This is a genomic window from Pseudomonas palleroniana, assembly GCF_022836895.1.
GTDB classification, from domain to species: Bacteria; Pseudomonadota; Gammaproteobacteria; order Pseudomonadales; family Pseudomonadaceae; genus Aquipseudomonas; species Aquipseudomonas palleroniana.
Genome location: NZ_CP092411.1, coordinates 1,148,768 through 1,167,500 on the forward strand (window position 1 = coordinate 1,148,768; position 18,733 = coordinate 1,167,500).

Sequence of the window (18,733 nt, forward strand, 5' to 3'; positions counted from 1 at the left end):
CCGCGCTGCGGCACGTTTGCCTATCTGACCGTTTGACCCTCAAGCCACGAGGCACCTCATGATCCGCGAAGAATTCCTGCGTTTGGCCGCTGCCGGCTATAACCGTATTCCCATGGCCTGCGAAACCCTGGCCGACTTCGATACGCCGCTGTCGATCTACCTGAAGCTGGCCGACCAACCCAATTCCTATCTGCTGGAATCGGTACAGGGCGGCGAGAAATGGGGCCGTTACTCGATCATCGGCCTGCCGTGCCGCACCGTGCTGCGGGTACACGACCATCGGGTGAGTATCACGCATGATGGCGTCGAGATCGAAAGCCATGATGTGGAAGACCCGCTGGCCTTCGTCGAGACCTTCAAGGCGCGCTATAACGTACCGACCATTCCCGGCCTGCCGCGTTTCAACGGCGGCCTGGTGGGTTACTTCGGCTACGACTGCGTGCGCTACGTGGAAAAACGTCTGGGCAAATGCCCGAACCCCGACCCGTTGGGTGTGCCGGACATTCTGCTGATGGTCTCCGATGCCGTGGTGGTGTTCGACAACCTCGCCGGCAAGATGCATGCGATCGTCTTGGCCGACCCGTCCCAGGCGGACGCGTTCGAACAAGGCCAGGCCAGTCTCGAAGCCCTGCTGGATAAACTGCGCCAGCCGATCACTCCGCGGCGCGGGCTGGACCTCAGCCGTCCGCCTGCCGCTGACCCGGTATTCCGCTCCAGTTTTACCCAGGATGACTACGAGCGCGCAGTCGACACCATCAAGGAATACATCCTCGCCGGTGATTGCATGCAAGTCGTGCCGTCGCAACGTATGTCCATCGACTTCAAGGCGGCGCCGATCGATCTGTACCGTGCGCTGCGTTGTTTCAACCCGACGCCCTACATGTACTTCTTCAACTTTGGCGACTTCCACGTGGTGGGCAGCTCGCCGGAAGTGCTGGTGCGTGTCGAGGACAACCTGATCACCGTGCGCCCGATCGCCGGGACTCGCCCGCGTGGCGCGACCGAAGAGGCGGATCTGGCGCTGGAAGAAGACCTGCTGAGCGACGACAAGGAAATCGCCGAACACTTGATGCTGATCGATCTGGGCCGCAACGATACCGGGCGTGTCTCGGAAATCGGCTCGGTGAAACTCACTGAGAAGATGGTCATCGAGCGTTATTCCAACGTCATGCACATCGTCTCCAACGTGACCGGCGAGCTGAAGGCCGGCTTGACCGCGATGGACGCGCTACGGGCGATTTTGCCGGCGGGCACTTTGTCGGGTGCGCCGAAGATTCGTGCGATGGAAATCATCGATGAGCTGGAGCCCGTCAAGCGGGGCGTCTACGGCGGCGCGGTGGGCTATTTCGCCTGGAACGGGAACATGGACACCGCCATCGCGATCCGCACCGCGGTGATCAAGGACGGCGAGCTGCATGTGCAGGCCGGTGGCGGCATTGTGGCGGACTCGGTGCCGGCCCTTGAATGGGAAGAAACCCTGAACAAGCGCCGCGCCATGTTCCGCGCGGTGGCGTTGGCTGAGCAAACCCCGCAGGGGTGAAGCCAGCTGTAGATCAAAGTGTGGGAGGGGGCTTGCTCCCGATTGCAGAGTGTCAGTTACCAATGAGCTGGCTGATCCACCGCAATCGGGAGCAAGCCCCCTCCCACTTTGGTTTTGCGCCATTTCAAGACTTGATCAGAAGTCCAGGCTCACTCCTACACTCACCCCTTGTTGGGTCAGGTTGTCATCCTTTCTCACGTTATACGCAGCCCTCAGCGCCAGCTCTTGTGTCAGCTTGTGGCTGACACCCAGGTTCAGGCGGTCTGAGTTGCTGCGGGGCGTGTAGCCATCCAGTTTGAAGTCGATGCCCGGCACGCTGTTGAGTGAAATCTTCACCTTCTGGGTGTCGTTTTCGAACTCGTGCTCGTGGGCTACCTCGCCAAATACCTGGGTTTGCGGCGTCACGCGGTAGCTGCCCTGCAGGCCGACGCCGAGGCGCTTGGAGTCGCGTTGTTGATCGGCGAAGGTCAGTGCGGTGGAGCGGCTGTCTTTTTCCGAGTAACCCTCTACTTCGACCCGCGAGTAATCGGCGCTGATAAAGGGCGACAGGTGCCAGTCGCTGCCTGGAGCGGCAATGTCATAGCCTGCGCGGCCGCTCAAGGCCCATAGCCAGCCGTCGGTGTCACCTTTCTCCGAGCCTTCGCTGACGCCCAGGGCGAACTTGCGCTTGAGACTGTCGAAGTCCAGCTTGCCGCCGGTCAGTGCGGCATCGGCCCACCAGTGGTTTTGCTGGTATTGCGCGAAAGCACTGCCCATGTAGCTGTTGAGCTTGTAGTCCGAATCGCGGGCGCCGGCTTCGAGAGTCTGTCGATACAGCCCGGCTGCAACGCCTACACGCCAGCTCTCGTTGAGCCGGTAGCTGCCACCGACATTCACGTTGTAGCCATTGCCGTCACCGCTGGCCGAGCTGCCTTGATGATCGAAGTCCAAGTGCTGGCCTCCCCCCGCCACAATCGCTCGCCATTGGCCCACCGCCTGCCAGTGGCCGTTGTCGGCCTGCCACTGATTGCGCAGTTCATCCTGGTGCGCACGCAGGGTGCCTTGGGCCATCTCCGGCAGCAGGCTCAATTCCCATGGCGCCGCGAGCAGCGAATAGGCGTAGTCGGCGATCAGCTGTTGTCCGGCGATGGTGGGGTGTACCGAATCGTTGTAGATCAGCTTGGTCGGATCGGGGTTGGTGCCGCCAAGCCCATAGGTCGGGTTGGCGCAGCTGGGGTCGGTGAAGCAGGTGCCCGTGAGGTTTTGTCCGGTGGCCAGGCCGAAGCGGGCAGGGTCGGCGAAGGTTTCCTTCAACAGCAACGGGATGTTCAGTGGGATGATCTGGGCGTCGATCTGCGACAGGCGCTGGACCAGCGCCTGGTTGAAAAGGTTACTCAGGGCAGTACTCGCCCCTTGTGCCGGCGTACCGTTAATCGCCGGTGTCAGCCCCAGGTCGGGCAACATCCACACCATGATGTAGCGCGCCCCCGCTTGTTGCAGCGCTTGTGCGCTGTCGGCCAGACGCCCGCCTGCGGCAACGGCTTGGCCGGGGCTGAGTACACGGCCTTGCAAAAAGTCATTGCCGCCCCCCGAGAGGAAGTACAGCGCATTGGGGTCGGCTCGCCCGCCGTTGGCCGGTAGATAACCCTGGCGGCTGCGCAGTACGGTACCGCCACCGGCGTTGCCGGGTGGAATCGCCGCGTTGGAGACGGAGGTGATGGAATCCAGAATATTGTCGGTACGGTAGCCGCCGACCGCCCAGTTGTTCCCGTCAGGCAGACCTTGTGCTGCACGAACCGGTGAGGTGGAGGCATTCAGGTCGTTAGGCGTGACGCCCAGCTTGGTACCCAATAAGGTCGATGAAACCAGGCCGTAGCCGCCCTGGAACGTCGGCCCGGTGCGGTTGGTAAAGCGCAAGGTGGCGCCGGCGTTGCCGTCGGGGAACTGGCCGGCGTCGGCGAGGCTGTCGCCAAAAACCACCATGGTTGAGTAGGGAGAGGAGGCTGCAAATGCCTGCGTGCAGGCCAGTGACAGGAGGCAGCCGGCCAATGGAGCGAAGAAAGTCGGTCTGAACATGCAAAATTCCATTTAGTTGTTTTTGTATCGCAGGTGAAACACTAGCAATGTTTTCCGGCTTTTCTTCGACGATTACGGTTTTTTCCTATAAGGAGGCGGTGGTGATGCCCCCGTATTCGTTGCTCCATATTGCACCGCTGGCGAGGCTACGTTACTGTGCCTGAACGTATGAATGAGACCCTCCCCGTGTTGATCATCAGCAAACTCTTGATGCGAGTAGTCAAGGCACACGCCCGTTGGCGTTGGCGCGCCTGACATTTTTCTCTGCCGGCCTGGCCGGACCTGTACCGATTTGCCTTCTGCACCCTCTGTTTGACGCCCTTGCCGGCTCACCCCGGCAACCGGAACGTGCGTCTGGCAGCGGGACACTCTTTTGGAAGGCGGTCATTCGAAATCAGTGAATTCAAGAGGTTTGAACCCACATGTTGCTGATGATTGATAACTACGACTCCTTTACCTACAACGTTGTGCAGTACCTGGGTGAACTCGGCGCCGAGGTCAAAGTGGTGCGCAACGATGAACTGACCGTGGCCGAAATCGCCGCCTTGAATCCGGAACGCATTGTGGTTTCGCCGGGGCCCTGCACGCCGACCGAAGCCGGCGTCTCCCTGGAAGCGATCAAGTACTTCGCCGGCAAATTGCCGATTTTGGGCGTATGCCTGGGCCATCAGTCCATCGGCCAGGCGTTTGGCGGTGACGTAGTGCGTGCGCGCCAAGTGATGCACGGCAAGACCAGCCCGGTGTTCCATAAGAACCTGGGGGTGTTTCACGGCCTTAACTTGCCGGTGACCGTGACCCGTTACCACTCGCTGGTGGTCAAGCGCGAGACGCTGCCCGAATGCCTGGAGTTGACCGCCTGGACCCAGTTGGAAGACGGCTCGGTCGACGAGATCATGGGCCTGCGCCACAAGACGCTGAATATCGAAGGGGTGCAGTTTCACCCCGAATCAATCCTGACCGAGCAGGGCTACGAGCTGTTCGCCAACTTTCTCAAGCAGAGCGGCGGCACGCGCTAAGGACTTTCCATGGATATCAAGACTGCCCTGAGCCGTATCGTCGGCCATCTGGACCTGAGCACCGCTGAAATGAGCGATGTGATGCGCGAAATCATGACCGGTCAATGCACCGATGCGCAGATTGGCGCTTTCATGATGGCGATGCGCATGAAGAGCGAGAGCATCGACGAAATCGTGGGCGCCGTGTCGGTCATGCGCGAGCTGGCGGACAAGGTCGAACTCAATACCCTCGACGGTGTAGTCGACGTGGTTGGCACCGGCGGTGACGGCGCCAATATCTTCAACGTGTCGACGGCTTCATCCTTTGTCGTCGCTGCCGCCGGCTGCACCGTGGCCAAGCACGGCAACCGTGCGGTTTCCGGCAAGAGCGGCAGTGCCGATTTGCTGGAAGCGGCCGGGATCTACCTGAACCTGACACCGGTGCAAGTGGCGCGCTGTATCGACAGCGTGGGCATTGGCTTCATGTTCGCCCAGTCCCATCACGGTGCGATGAAACACGCAGCAGGCCCGCGCAAGGATCTTGGCCTGCGTACCCTGTTCAACATGCTCGGCCCGCTTACGAATCCGGCCGGTGTGAAACATCAGGTGGTGGGCGTATTCAGCCAGGCGCTGTGCCGGCCGTTGGCCGAAGTGCTGCAGCGTCTGGGCAGCAAGCACGTGCTGGTGGTGCATTCCAAGGATGGCCTGGATGAGTTCAGCCTGGCGGCACCGACCTTTGTCGCGGAGCTGAAGAATGACCAGGTCAGCGAATATTGGGTCGAGCCCGAAGATCTCGGCATGAAGAGCCAGAGTTTGCACGGCCTTTCGGTTGAGAGCCCGGCGGCATCGCTGGAGCTGATTCGTGATGCCTTGGGGCGTCGCAAGACTGAAAATGGCCAAAAAGCCGCGGAAATGATTGTCCTGAATGCTGGCGCGGCACTTTACGCAGCGGACCATGCCTATAGTCTTAAAGAGGGTGTTGCTTTGGCCCACGATGCGTTGCACACCGGTCTGGCTCGCGAGAAGCTCGAAGAGCTGGGAGCATTCACCGCAGTGTTCAAGATGGAGAATGAAGGATGAGTGTCCCGACCGTGCTGGAAAAAATCCTCGCGCGCAAAGCCGAAGAAGTCGCCGAGCGCCGCGCGCGCGTGAGCCTGGCGGAGCTTGAGGCTCAGGCGAAAGTCGCCGATGCCCCGCGTGGTTTTGCCAATGCCTTGATCACCCAGGCCAAGCTCAAGCAACCGGCGGTGATTGCCGAAATCAAGAAGGCTTCTCCAAGCAAAGGCGTGATCCGCGAACATTTCGTGCCGGCGGAAATCGCCGGCAGCTATGAGAAGGGCGGGGCGACTTGCCTGTCCGTGCTGACCGATATCGACTACTTCCAAGGTTCCGACTTGTATCTGCAGCAGGCTCGCGCCGCGTGCAAGCTGCCGGTGATCCGCAAGGATTTCATGGTTGACCCTTACCAGATCGTCGAAGCCCGTGCCCTCGGCGCCGACTGTGTGCTGTTGATCGTTTCCGCGCTGGATGACGTGAAGATGGCCGAGCTGGCCGCCGTGGCCAAAAGCGTCGGGCTGGATGTGTTGGTCGAAGTCCACGATGGCGACGAGCTGGAACGCGCTCTGAAAACCCTCGACACACCCCTGGTGGGGGTCAACAACCGTAACCTGCACACCTTCGAAGTCAGCCTGGAAAACACCCTCGACCTGTTGCCGCGCATTCCACGGGACCGCCTGGTGGTTACCGAGAGCGGCATCGTCAACCGAGCTGACGTTGAACTGATGGAAATCAGCGGCGTGTATTCGTTCCTGGTCGGCGAGACATTCATGCGCGCCGAGAACCCGGGGGCGGAGCTGCAACGCCTGTTCTTCCCGGAGCGTGGCGTGACGATCAGCGGTTCGACCCTGGACTGATGATGACCCTGCCCGCAAGGATGACCGTTGAGGCAGGGCTTGCCGCCGAGCAGGCGTTGTTGGCGGCCGTGTGTGCGGGTGAGCAGGCGTTCGGGCTGTTGTTTTGGCAGCCCAGCGATCAAGCCTTGGTCATGCCGCGCCGTTTGAGCCGGCTGCCGGCTTTCGCAACCGCCAGCCAGGTTTCAGCGGATGCCGGTTGGCCGGTACTGCTGCGTGAAACCGGCGGAGAACCGGTGCCGCAGTCGAGTGCGACGGTCAATATCGCCCTGGTCTATGCACCGCCGCGCAGCGAAGGTGACCAGAATCGTATCGAAACCGGTTACTTGCGTTTGTGCCAGCCGATCTGCGATTTACTCAGCGAGTTGGGGGGCGATGCTTCTGTCGGTGAAATCGACGGCGCGTTTTGTGACGGTCGCTACAACGTCAATCTGAACGGCCGCAAAATGGTCGGCACCGCCCAGCGCTGGCGACAGAGTGCTGGCCGCCCGGTGGGGTTGGTGCATGGTGCATTGCTGCTGGATAACGACCGTGAGGAACTGATCGCGGCGGTCAATCGCTTCAATCAAGCCTGCGGTCTCGACCAGCGGGTGCGTGCCGACAGCCATATTGCCCTGCACGAAGCTTTTCCCGCGCCGGATGCGATCGCTCGGCTGGACGCGCTGTACCGTCAAATGTTGGCCAGTTTCCTGCCGGGTTAACGGGTACCGAACACCACCATTGTTTTGCCTTTGACGTGCACCAGGTTGCGCTCTTCCAGGTCCTTGAGCACGCGGCCGACCATTTCCCGTGAACACCCGACAATGCGCCCGATTTCCTGGCGTGTGACCTTGATCTGCATGCCGTCGGGGTGGGTCATCGCGTCAGGCTGTTTGCACAGCTCAAGCAGGCAGCGAGCCACGCGGCCGGTGACATCAAAGAATGCCAGGTCGCCAACCTTACGCGTGGTGTCACGCAGACGCTGGGCGATCTGACCACTCAGGGCGTACAAAATGTCGGGGTCATGCTGGGCCAGTTCGCGGAATTTTGTATAACTGATCTCGGCCACTTCGCATTCGACCTTGGTCCGCACCCACGCGCTGCGTTTCTGCTCTTTACCCGCCTGTTCGAACAGCCCGAGTTCCCCAAAGAAATCCCCGGTATTGAGGTACGCGATGATCATTTCGCGACCGTCGTCATCCTCGATCAAGATGGTGACTGAGCCCTTCACAATGAAGAACAACGTTTCCGAGCGTTCGCCTGCGCAGATGATGTTGTGTTTGGCCGGATAGCGACGGCGCTGGCAATGCATCAACAACTTGTCGAGATTCTTGATCTTGGGTGTGGGAGTAAGAGCAACCATGGTTGTATCCCGAAAGAACTGCAGGGTGTGATTGGATTTGTTTTTATCCAGCGGTGTCGGCATTGATACACGCTGCACAAAAGATGGCAATGCGCCATTGAATTGGCGCCAGCTTACCAGACGCATTCTGATTCGATTGATGATTTTGCCTGGCAAATGCTGTCATTGATCGCTTTCATGCGGGGCGCTGCTGTTTCGAGGCCCTGTGCTAAGCTGATAACCCTTTTTTAGCAGTGGAGTCTGGATGATGAAGGCACGCATCCAATGGGCGGGCGAAGCCATGTTCCTCGGTGAGTCGGGCAGTGGCCATGTCGTGGTCATGGACGGCCCGCCGGAGGCCGGTGGCCGTAACCTGGGTGTACGCCCGATGGAAATGCTCCTGCTCGGCGTAGGCGGTTGCAGCAATTTCGACGTGGTCAGCATCCTGAAGAAATCCCGCCAGGCCGTGGAGAGCTGCGAAGCATTCCTGGAGGCCGAGCGTGCCACTGAAGATCCCAAGGTGTTTACCAAGATCCATATGCATTTCGTGGTGAAGGGGCGAGCGCTGAAAGAGGCTCAGGTCAAACGTGCCATCGAGTTGTCGGCCGAGAAGTATTGCTCGGCGTCGATCATGCTCGGCGCGGCCGGTGTGGCGATCACCCACGACTACGAAATCATCGAGCTGGGCTGACGGGACACGCAAAAGAAAAAAGGGCGCTTCTATAGCGCCCTTTTTTGTGGGTCAGGCTCTTGGTACTTATAGGCGGTAGGTGCTTTTGGTCATGACCTTGGCCAAAAGGCTCATGCCGAACCTCACCGGCGCCGGGAAGCGGAAACCGCCGGCATCCAGTGCGCTTTCTGCGTGGTGTTCTTCATCGATGCGCATTTGCTCAAGAATGGCCCGGGACTTTTCGTCCTCCGCCGGCAATTGCTCCAGGTGTTCATCCAGGTGTTTGCATACCTGATGTTCTGTCGCTGCGACAAACCCCAGGCTGACCTTGTCGCTGATCAAGCCGGCAGCGGCGCCGATGCCGAACGACAAACCGTAGAACAATGGGTTGAGCACGCTGGGGTGGCTGCCCAGTTGGCGAATGCGCTGTTCGCACCAGGCCAGGTGGTCGATTTCTTCTTCGGCCGCATGTTCCATCGCTGCGCGTACTTGCGGCAGCTTGGCGGTCAGCGCCTGGCCCTGGTACAGCGCCTGGGCACACACTTCACCGGTATGGTTGATACGCATCAGGCCGGCAACGTGGCGGGTGTCGGTCTCGCTCATCTGCGCGTCAGGTTGCACAATGGCGGGCGATGGACGGTAAGGTTGGCCGCTGAATGGCAGCAGCGTGCGCATGGCCATGTCGGCTTGCAGCAACAGACGGTCAATCGGCGAGTAGTGACGTTGGGTAGTCATGCTGACCTCCGGGAGGAATCTCGGCGGCCAGTTTACCGCAAGAGAGGACAAAGCGTTTGTGCTGAGTCAGGGGCATGGGGTCGCAGCCTTGGGCCGCGACCTGTACCGCGAGGCTGATCAGCCCGGTGGCCAGTTCATCTGGCGCTGGCCGAGTACATGCATATGGATGTGATAGACGGTCTGCCCGCCATCTTCATTGCAGTTCATCACCACGCGAAAGCCTTTTTCGCAGCCTTGCTCTACCGCCAGGCGCTGGGCAGTGAACAGGATATGGCCGGCCAGGCTCTTGTCTTCTTCGGTCAGGTCATTGAGCGTACGGATCGGCTTCTTCGGGATTACCAGGAAATGTACCGGTGCCTGAGGCGCGATATCGTGGAAGGCGAGGACCTGGTCATCCTCGTAGATGATCTTCGCGGGTATTTCTCTGTTGATGATCTTGGTGAACAGAGTATCCACAGCTGTTTCTCCATTATGAAAGTGCGGGGTGAGTGTACCCAGGCCGTCAGCGCGGGCAATAGGCCTTGTTGATCGCACCGGCGATCTTGCGGGTCAGCCAGCGTGGGCTGAAACGCGGGCTGAAGGCCAGCCAGCGGTTGCGTCGCCCGGGAATGATGATGGCTTTGTTCTTTTCCAGTGCTCGCACGGTATAGAGCGCCACTTCCTCAGGGCTCATCAATTGTCCGCTGCGGTCGATCTTTGCGGCGTCCATTTGCGCGGTGCCGAAGAACGCCGTGCGTGTAGGTCCGGGGCACAAGACTGAAACTTTGATGCCGCAGGTTTTCAACTCTTCGCGCAACCCTTCGGAAAAGTGCAGTACATAAGCCTTGCTGGCGTAGTAGCTGCTCATCCACGGGCCGGGCTGGAAGGCGGCGACTGAGGCGACGTTGAGAATCTGCCCGCCCCCGTGCAGGGCCATCGCGTTGCCAAGGGCATGGCACATGCGGGTCAGGGCCAGGATGTTGACTTCGATCAGGTCTTGTTCGGTCATCCAGTCCTGGGCCAGAAATGGCCCGCTGGTGCCGATGCCGGCGCAGTTCACCAGCAAGTCGATCTGACGTTCGCCTTCTTCCAGTTCCAGCAGGAACCCGGACAAACGCAGGGGCTCGCCCAGGTCACAGGCACGAAACAGCACCTCGACGCCAAAGCGTTGAGTCAATTCGATTGCAATGCTTTCCAACTGATCACGCTGACGGGCCACCAGAATCAGGCTGCGGCCGCGCCGGGCCAGGGCTTCGGCCAAAGCCAGGCCGATGCCGCTGGAGGCGCCGGTGATCAGAGCGTAACGGGTCATGCCTTTCTCCATCGCAACGCCGCCGAGCCTGTGACAGGGACATCACAGGCGGGCGGGCGTTTCTTCACTGTTCTGGAGAGTCTACAGGTTCGGCTGCTTCATCAGCACTTTGCGCGTCTTCTTCATCAACGATAACGCTTTGATCGGCAGCGTCATCGGAGGTGATCGAGCTGTTTTCGTAGCCGCTGTCCATGTTGGCTTCGAGTTGATTCAGGTAACCGTTCATACCCAGCGTAACCACGATAGCCAGCATCACTGGAATAAACGCCAGCCACAGGGTGGCCAGGACTTTTACCGCAGTGGAGTTGCGCGGTGGTGGCGCACCGTATTGGTTGGCGCCAGCGTTCCCCGGCAATACCAGCAACAAGATCGGGAAGACGCTGTTCACCAGCGGCACCAGGTTGAGGAACCATAACCAGCCGGACCAACCCAGGTCGTGCAGCCGCTGCACGGCGATTTGCACGCTGACCCAGAGCATGGCCACGAACAACGCAAAGCCCAGCAGCGAGCCCAGAATGATACCCGCGGTCGGCGAAGCGGTTGCCACGGCAAAGCCGGCAGTGGCGATGATGCCGGAGGCGACGAGCATCGCAACGGTCAACACCAGTGTCCAGGCCAGGTACCGCAGGCGGCCGATACGTCCATGGATGGTGAACACGTTGAGGGGGGCGTATTCCGGCAACTCATCGCCTACGGCTGCGCGCGGTGGGGCATAGGGCGAGGCGGCTGGTTGCGAGAAGTCTGAGGTGTGGGACGATGTTTCGTGGGTTTCTGCAAGGCTGAAGGCTACCGGCTGTTCGGCTTCGATACGTGCGTCGACGCCGGCGTTTTTCAGTGCGTTGAGATAGGTTTCTGCGTCCGGGCGGGACAGGTCACGTTTCAGCGCAACGGGGCGGCCGGTGAAGAGTTTCTCGATGGCCTCGACTTCACTCTTGAACAGCTCGGCGAGGTTCAGCTTGGCAGTGGTGCTTTCGACACCCGGGAGCAATGCTCCATCAAACACTATCTTGAAACGGTTGTCGCTCATGCGGGCATCCTTGTCATTTGTAGTGGGAGGGTTGCAGGCCGGCTGCTGCCAGCCGGTCCGGCAATTGTATCAGCGTGGCCAGCGTAACTGTGTCACCTGCTCGCGGGCCTTGCGGTATTCGGCATCCAGGCGAGCAACGAGTTCGTCCACAGTGGGCAAATCATTGATTTCCCCGACACCTTGGCCGGCAGACCATACGGTTTTCCAGGCTTTGGCCTCGTCATTCAACGGCTTGAGCTTGGAGCCGAAATTGACGTCCGCCTTGCCTTGAAGGGCTGCGAGGTCGAAGCCGGCGTTTTCCAGGCTCTGGCGCATGAAGCTGGCGGGTACGCCGGAGACTGCTGGAGTGTGCACGATGTCGGCGGCCCGCGATGTGAGCAGCATCTCTTTATAGGCATCCGGCGCATGACTTTCGGTGGTGCCGATAAAGCGCGTGCCGAAATACGCAAGGTCGGCTCCCAACAGCTGGGCGGCGAGGATCTCGTGCCCATGATTCAGGCAGCCGGCCAGCAGCAGCGTTTTATCGAAGAACTGGCGTATTTCAGCGATCAGCGAGAATGGGCTCCAGGTGCCTGCATGGCCTCCGGCGCCGGCCGCCACGGCGATCAGGCCGTCAACACCCGCTTCTGCGGCTTTCTCGGCATGGCGCCGCGTGGTGACGTCGTGAAACACCAGTCCGCCATAGCTGTGCACGGCGTCGACCAGTTCCTTCACCGCGCCGAGGCTGGTAATGACGATGGGGACCTTGTGTTCGATACAGATCGCCAGGTCGGCCTGCAGACGTGGGTTGCTGTTGTGCACGATCAGGTTGACGGCATATGGCGCGGGGTTGTCCAACTGTGCCAGGCCCGCTTCGATTTCCTCCAGCCAGGCCTTGAAGCCACTGCTTTCGCGCTGGTTGAGCGCCGGGAAGCTCCCGACCACCCCGTTGCGGCAACACGTCAGGACCAGTTGCGGGTTGGAAATCAGGAACATCGGCGCAGCCACTACCGGCAGGCGCAGACGTTGTTCAAGCAGAGCGGGCAGCGACATTGGAGGTACCCCGTGTGATGTGAAGTTAGAACGGTTTGACCACGACCAAAATTACGATAGCCAGCAATATCAGAACCGGCACTTCATTGAACCAGCGATAAAAGACATGGCTGCGGGTGTTTTCGCCACGGGCAAAACGCTTCACCTGTGCGCCGCACATGTGGTGGTAGCCGATCAACAGTACGACAAGCGTGAGCTTGGCGTGGATCCAGGCACCCGATTGAAAGATGCCGGGGTTAAGCGCCAGCATCCAGACACCGAATATCAATGTGGCGAGCATCGCCGGCCCCATGATGCCGCGGTAAAGCTTGCGTTCCATCACGCTGAAGCGTTCCTTGCTGACGGTGTCCTCACTTTGAGCGTGGTAGACGAAGAGGCGGGGGAGGTAGAACAGCCCGGCAAACCAGCAGACGATGCTGACGATATGAAAGGCTTTGACCCATAGATAAAGCATTTTTGATTATTCCCAGGTTCACGGTAGCCAAGATAGTAGTGGCTGACGCGCCCGTACGTCACGTTGGCGGTTGTCGCAGGACGATACGGCCCCTATTATCGACGCCTTTCCAGTGGGTTCGTTGAGGGCAGGTTTATGGTCAAGGTCGGTATCGTCGGCGGCACGGGTTACACCGGTGTCGAATTGCTGCGTCTGTTGGCCCAGCATCCGCAGGCAGAGGTGGTCGTCATCACTTCCCGATCAGAGGCCGGGCTGGCCGTGGCCGATATGTACCCGAACCTGCGAGGCCACTATGACGGCCTGGCATTCAGTGTTCCGGATATCAAGACCCTGGGCGCCTGTGATGTGGTGTTTTTCGCCACGCCCCACGGTGTGGCCCATGCGTTGGCTGGGGAACTGCTGGCGGCCGGTACCAAGGTGATCGACCTGTCCGCAGACTTCCGCCTGCAGGAGGCCGATGAGTGGGCCAAGTGGTACGGCCAGCCGCACGGTGCACCGCAATTGCTGGAGGAGGCGGTGTATGGCCTGCCGGAAGTCAATCGCGAGCAGATCAAACAAGCGCGCCTGATTGCCGTGCCGGGCTGCTATCCGACTGCGACCCAGCTGGGTTTCCTGCCATTGCTGGAGGCCGGGCTGGCAGATGCTTCGCGTTTGATCGCGGACTGCAAGTCGGGCGTGAGTGGCGCCGGTCGTGGCGCGGCAGTAGGTTCGCTGTACTCCGAGACGTCGGAAAGCATGAAAGCCTACGCAGTCAAAGGGCATCGCCACCTGCCGGAAATCCGCCAAGGGCTGCGCCGTGCGGCCGGTAAGGATGTGGGCCTGACTTTTGTGCCACATCTGACGCCGATGATCCGTGGTATTCACTCCACACTCTACGCCACCGTGGTCGATCGCTCGGTTGATCTGCAGGCGCTGTTTGAAAAGCGTTACGCCAACGAGCCGTTCGTCGACGTGATGCCCGCCGGCAGCCACCCGGAAACCCGCAGCGTGCGTGGTGCCAATGTATGCCGTATTGCCGTGCACCGTCCGCAGGATGGCGACTTGGTGGTGGTGCTGTCGGTGATCGACAACTTGGTCAAGGGCGCGTCGGGCCAGGCGGTGCAGAACATGAATATCCTGTTTGGCCTGGATGAAAAGCTGGGCTTGTCTCACGCAGGCATGCTGCCTTAAGACGGCTTTGTCGCTGTGCAAAAGGCCCGTTGATCGGGCCTTTTGTGTTTTTAATGGCGCTTGAGCAGATTGATATACCGTAACAATAGTTGACCGCTTTTCTAGGAGAAGCGGATAATGCCGTCCATTACGCATAGGGCGGCGCTACGCCGGGAGATTATCAGCATGAGCGTTGAATCCTTCACCCCCACGGCTTTGCAATTCACCCACGGTGCTGCGCACAAGGTGAAGAGCCTGGTCGATGAAGAGGGTAATGATCGCTTGAAGCTGCGCGTATTCGTTACGGGCGGCGGTTGTTCAGGGTTTCAGTACGGTTTTACCTTCGATGAAGATGTGGCCGACGACGATACGATCGTCGAGCGCGAGGGCGTCAGCCTGGTCGTTGACCCGATGAGCTTCCAATACCTGGCAGGTGCCGAGGTGGATTATCAGGAAGGTCTGGAGGGTTCGCGTTTTGTGATCAAGAACCCCAATGCCACGACTACCTGTGGTTGCGGGTCTTCGTTCTCGATCTGATCGATAGCGCATAAAAAACGCCGCTTGGCCTTGATTGGCCAAGCGGCGTTTTGCTGTCTGCGATTCTCAGTGTCGTCAGGCGGGGTAGATCGCACCCAGGACCCGAAGCCCGCGTGCACCGGTGACACTCGGGCGGTTGGCGGCGATGCCTTCGAGGCAGCAATGGGCCAGCCAGGCGAAGGCCATGGCCTCAACCCAGTCGGGGCTTACACCGTAAGAGGCGGTGCTATCGACCTGGGTGTTGGGCAGCAGTGCGGCCAGTCGCTTCATCAGTGTGGCGTTGTGGGCGCCGCCGCCGCAGATCAGCAGGGTCTGCGTTCCGGATTGTGCCGCTTGTAGAGATTCGACGACGGTCAGGGCGGTCAGCTCAAGCAGGGTGGCTTGCACATCCTGAGGCTGGAACGCAGGCAATTGACCGAGATGCTGTTGCAGCCATTTCAGGTTGAACACTTCGCGTCCGGTACTTTTCGGGCCTTTGGTCTGGAAGAAGGGGTCGCTGAGCAGCGCGTTGAGTAACTGCGGCTGGACCTTGCCACTGGCCGCCCATTGGCCGTCTCGGTCAAAGTGGTCGCCGCGTTGGTGATGAATCCAGGCGTCCAGCAATACGTTGCCCGGGCCGCAGTCGAAGCCCGCTACGGGCTTGCCGGTTTCAATCAGGCTGAGATTGCTGAACCCGCCGACATTCAATACGGCGCGCTGACCGGTCTGCTCGCCGAACAACGCTTCATGAAAGGCGGGTACCAAGGGTGCGCCCTGGCCGCCGGCCGCTACATCACGGCTGCGAAAGTCGCTGACCACGGTGATACCGGTCAGCTCGGTGAGCAGGGCGGGGTTGCCGATCTGAACGGTGAAGCCCCGTGCAGGTTCATGGCGGATGGTCTGGCCATGGCTGCCAATCGCACGGATATCCTGAGGCTTGAGATTTTGCTGGTCCAGCAAGGCGTGGATGCCCTGAGCGGCCAGTGTTACCCAGTGTTGCTGGGCAATGGCCGAGCGGGCTATCTCGTCCGGGCCGCTGGCGCACAGGTCAAGAAGCTCGGTGCGCAGCGTGTCCGGCATGGGAATATAGTGGTTGGCGATCAATTTGATCGTCGGGTCTTGTTCGATCAGGGCGATATCCAGGCCATCGAGACTGGTCCCGGACATCACGCCTATATAGAGCGACATACCTTAACGCTTCGCCGAAGCCAGCAAGGTGGACCGTTCCTGATCCATGCGCGCCATCAGCGGCTGGCTCTGTTGCAGGAAGCGTGCGCGCTCGGCCTTGGCGATAGGGTCGGCCATTGGCAGCTTCTGGCCCAGCGGATCTACGTGAACGCCGTTGACCTGAAACTCATAGTGCAAGTGCGGTCCAGTCGACAGGCCGGTGGTACCGATATAACCGATCACCTGGCCCTGCTTCACGTTACTGCCTGTCGATACGCCCTTGGCGAAACCTTGCATATGACCATACAGGGTACGGTAAGTGTTGCCGTGCTGGATGATCACGGTGTTGCCGTAACCGCCACGACGGCCGGCCAGCAGGACTTTACCGTCACCGGCGGCCTTGATAGGCGTGCCGCGAGGGGCTGCGTAATCGACGCCTTTGTGGGCGCGGATTTTGTTCAGAATTGGATGCTTGCGACCCATGGAGAAACGCGAGCTAATACGAGCGAAGTCGACGGGCGTACGAATGAAGGCCTTGCGCATGCTATTGCCGTCGGCAGTGTAGTAGCTGCTATTGCCCTGTTTGTTGGTATAGCGAACGGCGGTATAGGTCTTGCCGCGGTTGGTAAAGCGTGCGGAAAGAATGTTGCCGGTGCCGACGACTTTACCGTTGGCGACTTTTTGTTCGTAGATCACGTCGAATTCGTCACCCTGGCGGATGTCCTGGGCGAAGTCGATGTCGTAGCCGAACACCTTGGCCATGTCCATGGTCATGCTGTGGGACAAGCCGGCGCGCGCGGCTGATTGAGACAGGGAACTATTGATTACGCCGTGTACGTAGGCTGAGCGCATTACGGGCTTGGCGGTTATGCGGTTGAAGGTGAAGCCTTTGGCGCCCCGGGTCAGGGCAATGCTTTCCAGGTCGCTGGTGCTGCTGTGCAGGTTGTTCAGTTGGCCGTTTGGCGCCATTTCGAACTCAAGCTTCTGGCCGTGCTTGAGCTGGGTGAATTGCTTGGCTTGTTTATCGCTGGCCAACACCTCATTAACGGTGGCGGCGGGCAAGCCGACCTTCTCGAACAAGGTTGATAGCGTGTCGCCTTTCGCCACGATCACTTCGCGATGCAGTGGGTTCTTGGCAGGGGCGGCTGCAGGCGGCTCCTGTTCGGCCTGTTGAGTCTCTTCAGGCGTGTTTTCTATCTGTGCGAAGGGTGATTCAACTGGTGCATTTGTGGCTTGTTGGGCGTCGGAAGCGTCTTGATCTTGTGTCAGTTGTTCAACTGGGCTTTCCAGGTCAAGGCTCAGGGATGTTCGTTTGGCTTCTACGTCACTGGAAGGGAATACCAGGAGTGCCAGGCTGAGAAGAGCGGCGATGCCACTTGCGGCGAGCAAGTGGGTCTTCGGGTAAAGCGGCGGCGCTTTAGACGGTTCAGTGGTCATAAGTAATTTTGACTTTGAAGATGAAATGGAAAAGATGAATGACATGATGAAGATGAAATAACTGTATAAAATATAACCAAATCATCTGTGGCGCAAGCTCGCGAACGCTGGGCTTGCTGAGTGGTGTCCGTACGTAGGGCAAAACTTGTAATTAGTCACTGATCTTGTATGGTTGGTTCCCTTTTGAATTCGAGCCTTGCGGGTCTGTTATGAAGTCGGTTGAAGAGCAGCTAGCGCTGATAAAACGTGGTGCGGAAGAATTGTTGGTCGAGGCCGAGCTGATCGAAAAGCTCAAGCGTGGCCAGCCCCTGCGTATCAAGGCTGGCTTTGATCCGACAGCACCGGATCTGCACTTGGGGCATACCGTGCTTATTAACAAGTTGCGTCAGTTCCAGGAGCTGGGGCATCAGGTCATTTTTCTGATCGGTGATTTCACCGGGATGATCGGTGATCCGAGCGGCAAGAGCGCAACGCGTCCACCGCTGACTCGTGAGCAGGTTCTCGAGAATGCCGAGACCTATAAGACGCAGGTGTTCAAGATTCTCGATCCGGCCAAGACCGAGGTGGCGTTCAACTCCACCTGGATGGATCAGATGGGGCCGGCGGACTTTATTCGTCTGACCTCTCAGTACACTGTCGCGCGCATGCTTGAGCGCGATGATTTCGATAAGCGCTACTCCACCAATCAGCCGATTGCCATTCACGAGTTCCTGTATCCGCTGGTCCAGGGGTATGACTCGGTGGCGTTGCGTGCGGACGTCGAGCTGGGCGGTACTGATCAGAAGTTCAACCTGCTGATGGGGCGTGAGCTGCAGCGTGCGTATGGGCAAGAAGCTCAATGCATTCTGACTATGCCTTTGCTGGAGGGGTTGGATGGCGTCAAGAAGATGTCCAAATCCTTGGGTAACTATGTGGGTATCCAGGAAGCTCCCGGCGTGATGTACGGCAAGCTGGTGTCTATTCCGGATGCGCTGATGTGGCGTTACTTCGAGTTGTTGAGCTTCCGCTCGATGGATGAGATCAACGCATTACGTGCCGATGTAGAGGCGGGTGCGAACCCGCGGGACGTCAAGATCAAGTTGGCAGAAGAGATTGTTGCGCGTTTCCATGGCGAAGAGGCTGCGGCCAGTGCTCACCGTGCGGCGGGTAACCGTATGAAGGATGGCGAGCTGCCGGACGATCTGCCTGAGATTGAATTGACTGCTGCAGAGGCAATGCCGATCGCGGCTGTCCTTAACAAGGCGGGCCTGGTGAAGAACTCGGCGGTGGCACGTGATCTGCTGGGTTCCGGCGGTGTGCGTATAGATGGTGAGGTGGTTGATCGCACCTTTATATACGAGCTCGGTGCTACCCATGTCTGTCAGGCAGGGAAGAAGGCATTTGCGCGTATTACGCTCAAGGCTGAATAAAGCTGAAATTAGTGGTTGACGGCGA

19 protein-coding genes are annotated in these 18,733 nt (G+C 59.4%); 9 read left to right on the plus strand and 10 right to left on the minus strand.

Going from position 1 to position 18,733, the window contains the following annotated elements; translation table 11 throughout:
* Positions 1–58 precede the first annotated feature (58 nt).
* Entirely contained in the window at positions 59–1,540 is a 1,482-nt protein-coding gene (gene trpE, locus MJP36_RS05085; RefSeq protein ID WP_060757296.1) for an anthranilate synthase component I, read from the plus strand.
* A 135-nt stretch (positions 1,541–1,675) separates the two neighbouring features.
* Here the strand turns inward: trpE and estP are convergent, their stop codons facing one another.
* A complete protein-coding gene (estP, locus tag MJP36_RS05090; protein WP_244384993.1) occupies positions 1,676–3,595 on the minus strand; it encodes an esterase EstP in 1,920 nt (639 codons plus the stop codon).
* A 422-nt stretch (positions 3,596–4,017) separates the two neighbouring features.
* On the opposite strand from estP, the gene MJP36_RS05095 reads away from it, so the two are divergent.
* The 4 genes from MJP36_RS05095 to MJP36_RS05110 are packed head-to-tail and all read left to right on the plus strand — an operon-like array spanning position 4,018 to position 7,201.
* A complete protein-coding gene (locus MJP36_RS05095; RefSeq protein ID WP_060757298.1) occupies positions 4,018–4,611 on the plus strand; it encodes an aminodeoxychorismate/anthranilate synthase component II in 594 nt (197 codons plus the stop codon).
* Between the two features lie 9 nt (positions 4,612–4,620).
* On the plus strand, positions 4,621–5,670 hold the full coding sequence (trpD, locus tag MJP36_RS05100; RefSeq protein WP_060757299.1) for an anthranilate phosphoribosyltransferase: 1,050 nt from the start codon (positions 4,621–4,623) through the stop codon (positions 5,668–5,670).
* Positions 5,667–6,503, plus strand: a complete 837-nt coding sequence (gene trpC, locus MJP36_RS05105; protein ID WP_090368518.1) for an indole-3-glycerol phosphate synthase TrpC — start codon at positions 5,667–5,669, stop codon at positions 6,501–6,503. The genes trpD and trpC overlap by 4 nt, the downstream gene beginning before the upstream one ends.
* Positions 6,504–6,505: 2 nt before the next feature.
* Entirely contained in the window at positions 6,506–7,201 is a 696-nt protein-coding gene (locus MJP36_RS05110) for a lipoate--protein ligase family protein (RefSeq protein WP_090368519.1), read from the plus strand.
* Here MJP36_RS05110 and crp read toward each other — a convergent pair.
* Positions 7,198–7,842 carry a cAMP-activated global transcriptional regulator CRP gene (gene crp, locus MJP36_RS05115; RefSeq protein ID WP_060757312.1) on the minus strand — a complete coding sequence of 215 codons (645 nt, stop codon included), beginning with the start codon at positions 7,840–7,842 and terminating at the stop codon, positions 7,198–7,200. The genes MJP36_RS05110 and crp overlap by 4 nt on opposite strands.
* A gap of 247 nt (positions 7,843–8,089) precedes the next feature.
* Between crp and MJP36_RS05120 the strand changes: the two genes are divergently transcribed.
* On the plus strand, positions 8,090–8,512 hold the full coding sequence (locus MJP36_RS05120; protein ID WP_005792019.1) for an OsmC family protein: 423 nt from the start codon (positions 8,090–8,092) through the stop codon (positions 8,510–8,512).
* 66 nt (positions 8,513–8,578) lie between these two features.
* Here MJP36_RS05120 and coq7 read toward each other — a convergent pair whose 3' ends face one another.
* The 6 genes from coq7 to hemJ all read right to left on the minus strand — a co-directional run bounded on the left by coq7 (position 8,579) and on the right by hemJ (position 13,030).
* On the minus strand, positions 8,579–9,226 hold the full coding sequence (coq7, locus tag MJP36_RS05125; RefSeq protein ID WP_123717337.1) for a 2-polyprenyl-3-methyl-6-methoxy-1,4-benzoquinone monooxygenase: 648 nt from the start codon (positions 9,224–9,226) through the stop codon (positions 8,579–8,581).
* 117 nt (positions 9,227–9,343) lie between these two features.
* Complete coding sequence (locus tag MJP36_RS05130; protein ID WP_060757303.1) at positions 9,344–9,682, minus strand: histidine triad nucleotide-binding protein; 339 nt, start codon at positions 9,680–9,682, stop codon at positions 9,344–9,346.
* 46 nt (positions 9,683–9,728) lie between these two features.
* Complete coding sequence (locus MJP36_RS05135) at positions 9,729–10,517, minus strand: SDR family NAD(P)-dependent oxidoreductase (protein WP_244384994.1); 789 nt, start codon at positions 10,515–10,517, stop codon at positions 9,729–9,731.
* Positions 10,518–10,581: 64 nt separating this feature from the next.
* Positions 10,582–11,544 (minus strand): DUF805 domain-containing protein, encoded by a 963-nt coding sequence (locus MJP36_RS05140; RefSeq protein ID WP_090368523.1) that lies wholly within the window; start codon positions 11,542–11,544, stop codon positions 10,582–10,584.
* A gap of 69 nt (positions 11,545–11,613) precedes the next feature.
* On the minus strand, positions 11,614–12,576 hold the full coding sequence (locus tag MJP36_RS05145; RefSeq protein WP_244384995.1) for an NAD(P)H-dependent flavin oxidoreductase: 963 nt from the start codon (positions 12,574–12,576) through the stop codon (positions 11,614–11,616).
* Positions 12,577–12,601: 25 nt separating this feature from the next.
* The gene (gene hemJ / locus MJP36_RS05150; protein WP_244384996.1) at positions 12,602–13,030 is read right to left on the minus strand and encodes a protoporphyrinogen oxidase HemJ; all 429 of its coding nucleotides are present in this window, start codon (positions 13,028–13,030) and stop codon (positions 12,602–12,604) included.
* Between the two features lie 135 nt (positions 13,031–13,165).
* Between hemJ and argC the strand changes: the two genes are divergently transcribed.
* Positions 13,166–14,200, plus strand: a complete 1,035-nt coding sequence (gene argC, locus MJP36_RS05155) for an N-acetyl-gamma-glutamyl-phosphate reductase (protein WP_244384997.1) — start codon at positions 13,166–13,168, stop codon at positions 14,198–14,200.
* A gap of 165 nt (positions 14,201–14,365) precedes the next feature.
* The gene (gene erpA, locus MJP36_RS05160; protein ID WP_003176443.1) at positions 14,366–14,716 is read left to right on the plus strand and encodes an iron-sulfur cluster insertion protein ErpA; all 351 of its coding nucleotides are present in this window, start codon (positions 14,366–14,368) and stop codon (positions 14,714–14,716) included.
* Between the two features lie 75 nt (positions 14,717–14,791).
* Here erpA and MJP36_RS05165 read toward each other — a convergent pair whose 3' ends face one another.
* The gene (locus MJP36_RS05165) at positions 14,792–15,883 is read right to left on the minus strand and encodes an anhydro-N-acetylmuramic acid kinase (RefSeq protein ID WP_060757309.1); all 1,092 of its coding nucleotides are present in this window, start codon (positions 15,881–15,883) and stop codon (positions 14,792–14,794) included.
* A 3-nt stretch (positions 15,884–15,886) separates the two neighbouring features.
* On the minus strand, positions 15,887–17,299 hold the full coding sequence (locus MJP36_RS05170; RefSeq protein ID WP_060757310.1) for a peptidoglycan DD-metalloendopeptidase family protein: 1,413 nt from the start codon (positions 17,297–17,299) through the stop codon (positions 15,887–15,889).
* A 209-nt stretch (positions 17,300–17,508) separates the two neighbouring features.
* Between MJP36_RS05170 and tyrS the strand changes: the two genes are divergently transcribed.
* Positions 17,509–18,708, plus strand: coding sequence for a tyrosine--tRNA ligase (gene tyrS / locus MJP36_RS05175; RefSeq protein ID WP_161548733.1), 1,200 nt, complete (start codon positions 17,509–17,511; stop codon positions 18,706–18,708).
* The last annotated feature ends 25 nt before the right edge of the window (positions 18,709–18,733 follow it).

Excerpts from the sequence above, each read along its gene's own strand:
- trpE (WP_060757296.1), top strand. The coding sequence starts at position 59 with ATGATCCGCGAAGAATTCCTGCGTTTGGCCGCTGCCGGCTATAACCGT.
- estP (WP_244384993.1), bottom strand. The coding sequence starts at position 3,595 with ATGTTCAGACCGACTTTCTTCGCTCCATTGGCCGGCTGCCTCCTGTCA.
- MJP36_RS05095 (WP_060757298.1), top strand. The coding sequence starts at position 4,018 with ATGTTGCTGATGATTGATAACTACGACTCCTTTACCTACAACGTTGTG.
- trpD (WP_060757299.1), top strand. The coding sequence starts at position 4,621 with ATGGATATCAAGACTGCCCTGAGCCGTATCGTCGGCCATCTGGACCTG.
- trpC (WP_090368518.1), top strand. The coding sequence starts at position 5,667 with ATGAGTGTCCCGACCGTGCTGGAAAAAATCCTCGCGCGCAAAGCCGAA.
- MJP36_RS05110 (WP_090368519.1), top strand. The coding sequence starts at position 6,506 with ATGACCCTGCCCGCAAGGATGACCGTTGAGGCAGGGCTTGCCGCCGAG.
- crp (WP_060757312.1), bottom strand. The coding sequence starts at position 7,842 with ATGGTTGCTCTTACTCCCACACCCAAGATCAAGAATCTCGACAAGTTG.
- MJP36_RS05120 (WP_005792019.1), top strand. The coding sequence starts at position 8,090 with ATGAAGGCACGCATCCAATGGGCGGGCGAAGCCATGTTCCTCGGTGAG.
- coq7 (WP_123717337.1), bottom strand. The coding sequence starts at position 9,226 with ATGACTACCCAACGTCACTACTCGCCGATTGACCGTCTGTTGCTGCAA.
- MJP36_RS05135 (WP_244384994.1), bottom strand. The coding sequence starts at position 10,517 with ATGACCCGTTACGCTCTGATCACCGGCGCCTCCAGCGGCATCGGCCTG.
- MJP36_RS05140 (WP_090368523.1), bottom strand. The coding sequence starts at position 11,544 with ATGAGCGACAACCGTTTCAAGATAGTGTTTGATGGAGCATTGCTCCCG.
- MJP36_RS05145 (WP_244384995.1), bottom strand. The coding sequence starts at position 12,576 with ATGTCGCTGCCCGCTCTGCTTGAACAACGTCTGCGCCTGCCGGTAGTG.
- hemJ (WP_244384996.1), bottom strand. The coding sequence starts at position 13,030 with ATGCTTTATCTATGGGTCAAAGCCTTTCATATCGTCAGCATCGTCTGC.
- argC (WP_244384997.1), top strand. The coding sequence starts at position 13,166 with ATGGTCAAGGTCGGTATCGTCGGCGGCACGGGTTACACCGGTGTCGAA.
- erpA (WP_003176443.1), top strand. The coding sequence starts at position 14,366 with ATGAGCGTTGAATCCTTCACCCCCACGGCTTTGCAATTCACCCACGGT.
- MJP36_RS05165 (WP_060757309.1), bottom strand. The coding sequence starts at position 15,883 with ATGTCGCTCTATATAGGCGTGATGTCCGGGACCAGTCTCGATGGCCTG.
- MJP36_RS05170 (WP_060757310.1), bottom strand. The coding sequence starts at position 17,299 with ATGACCACTGAACCGTCTAAAGCGCCGCCGCTTTACCCGAAGACCCAC.
- tyrS (WP_161548733.1), top strand. The coding sequence starts at position 17,509 with ATGAAGTCGGTTGAAGAGCAGCTAGCGCTGATAAAACGTGGTGCGGAA.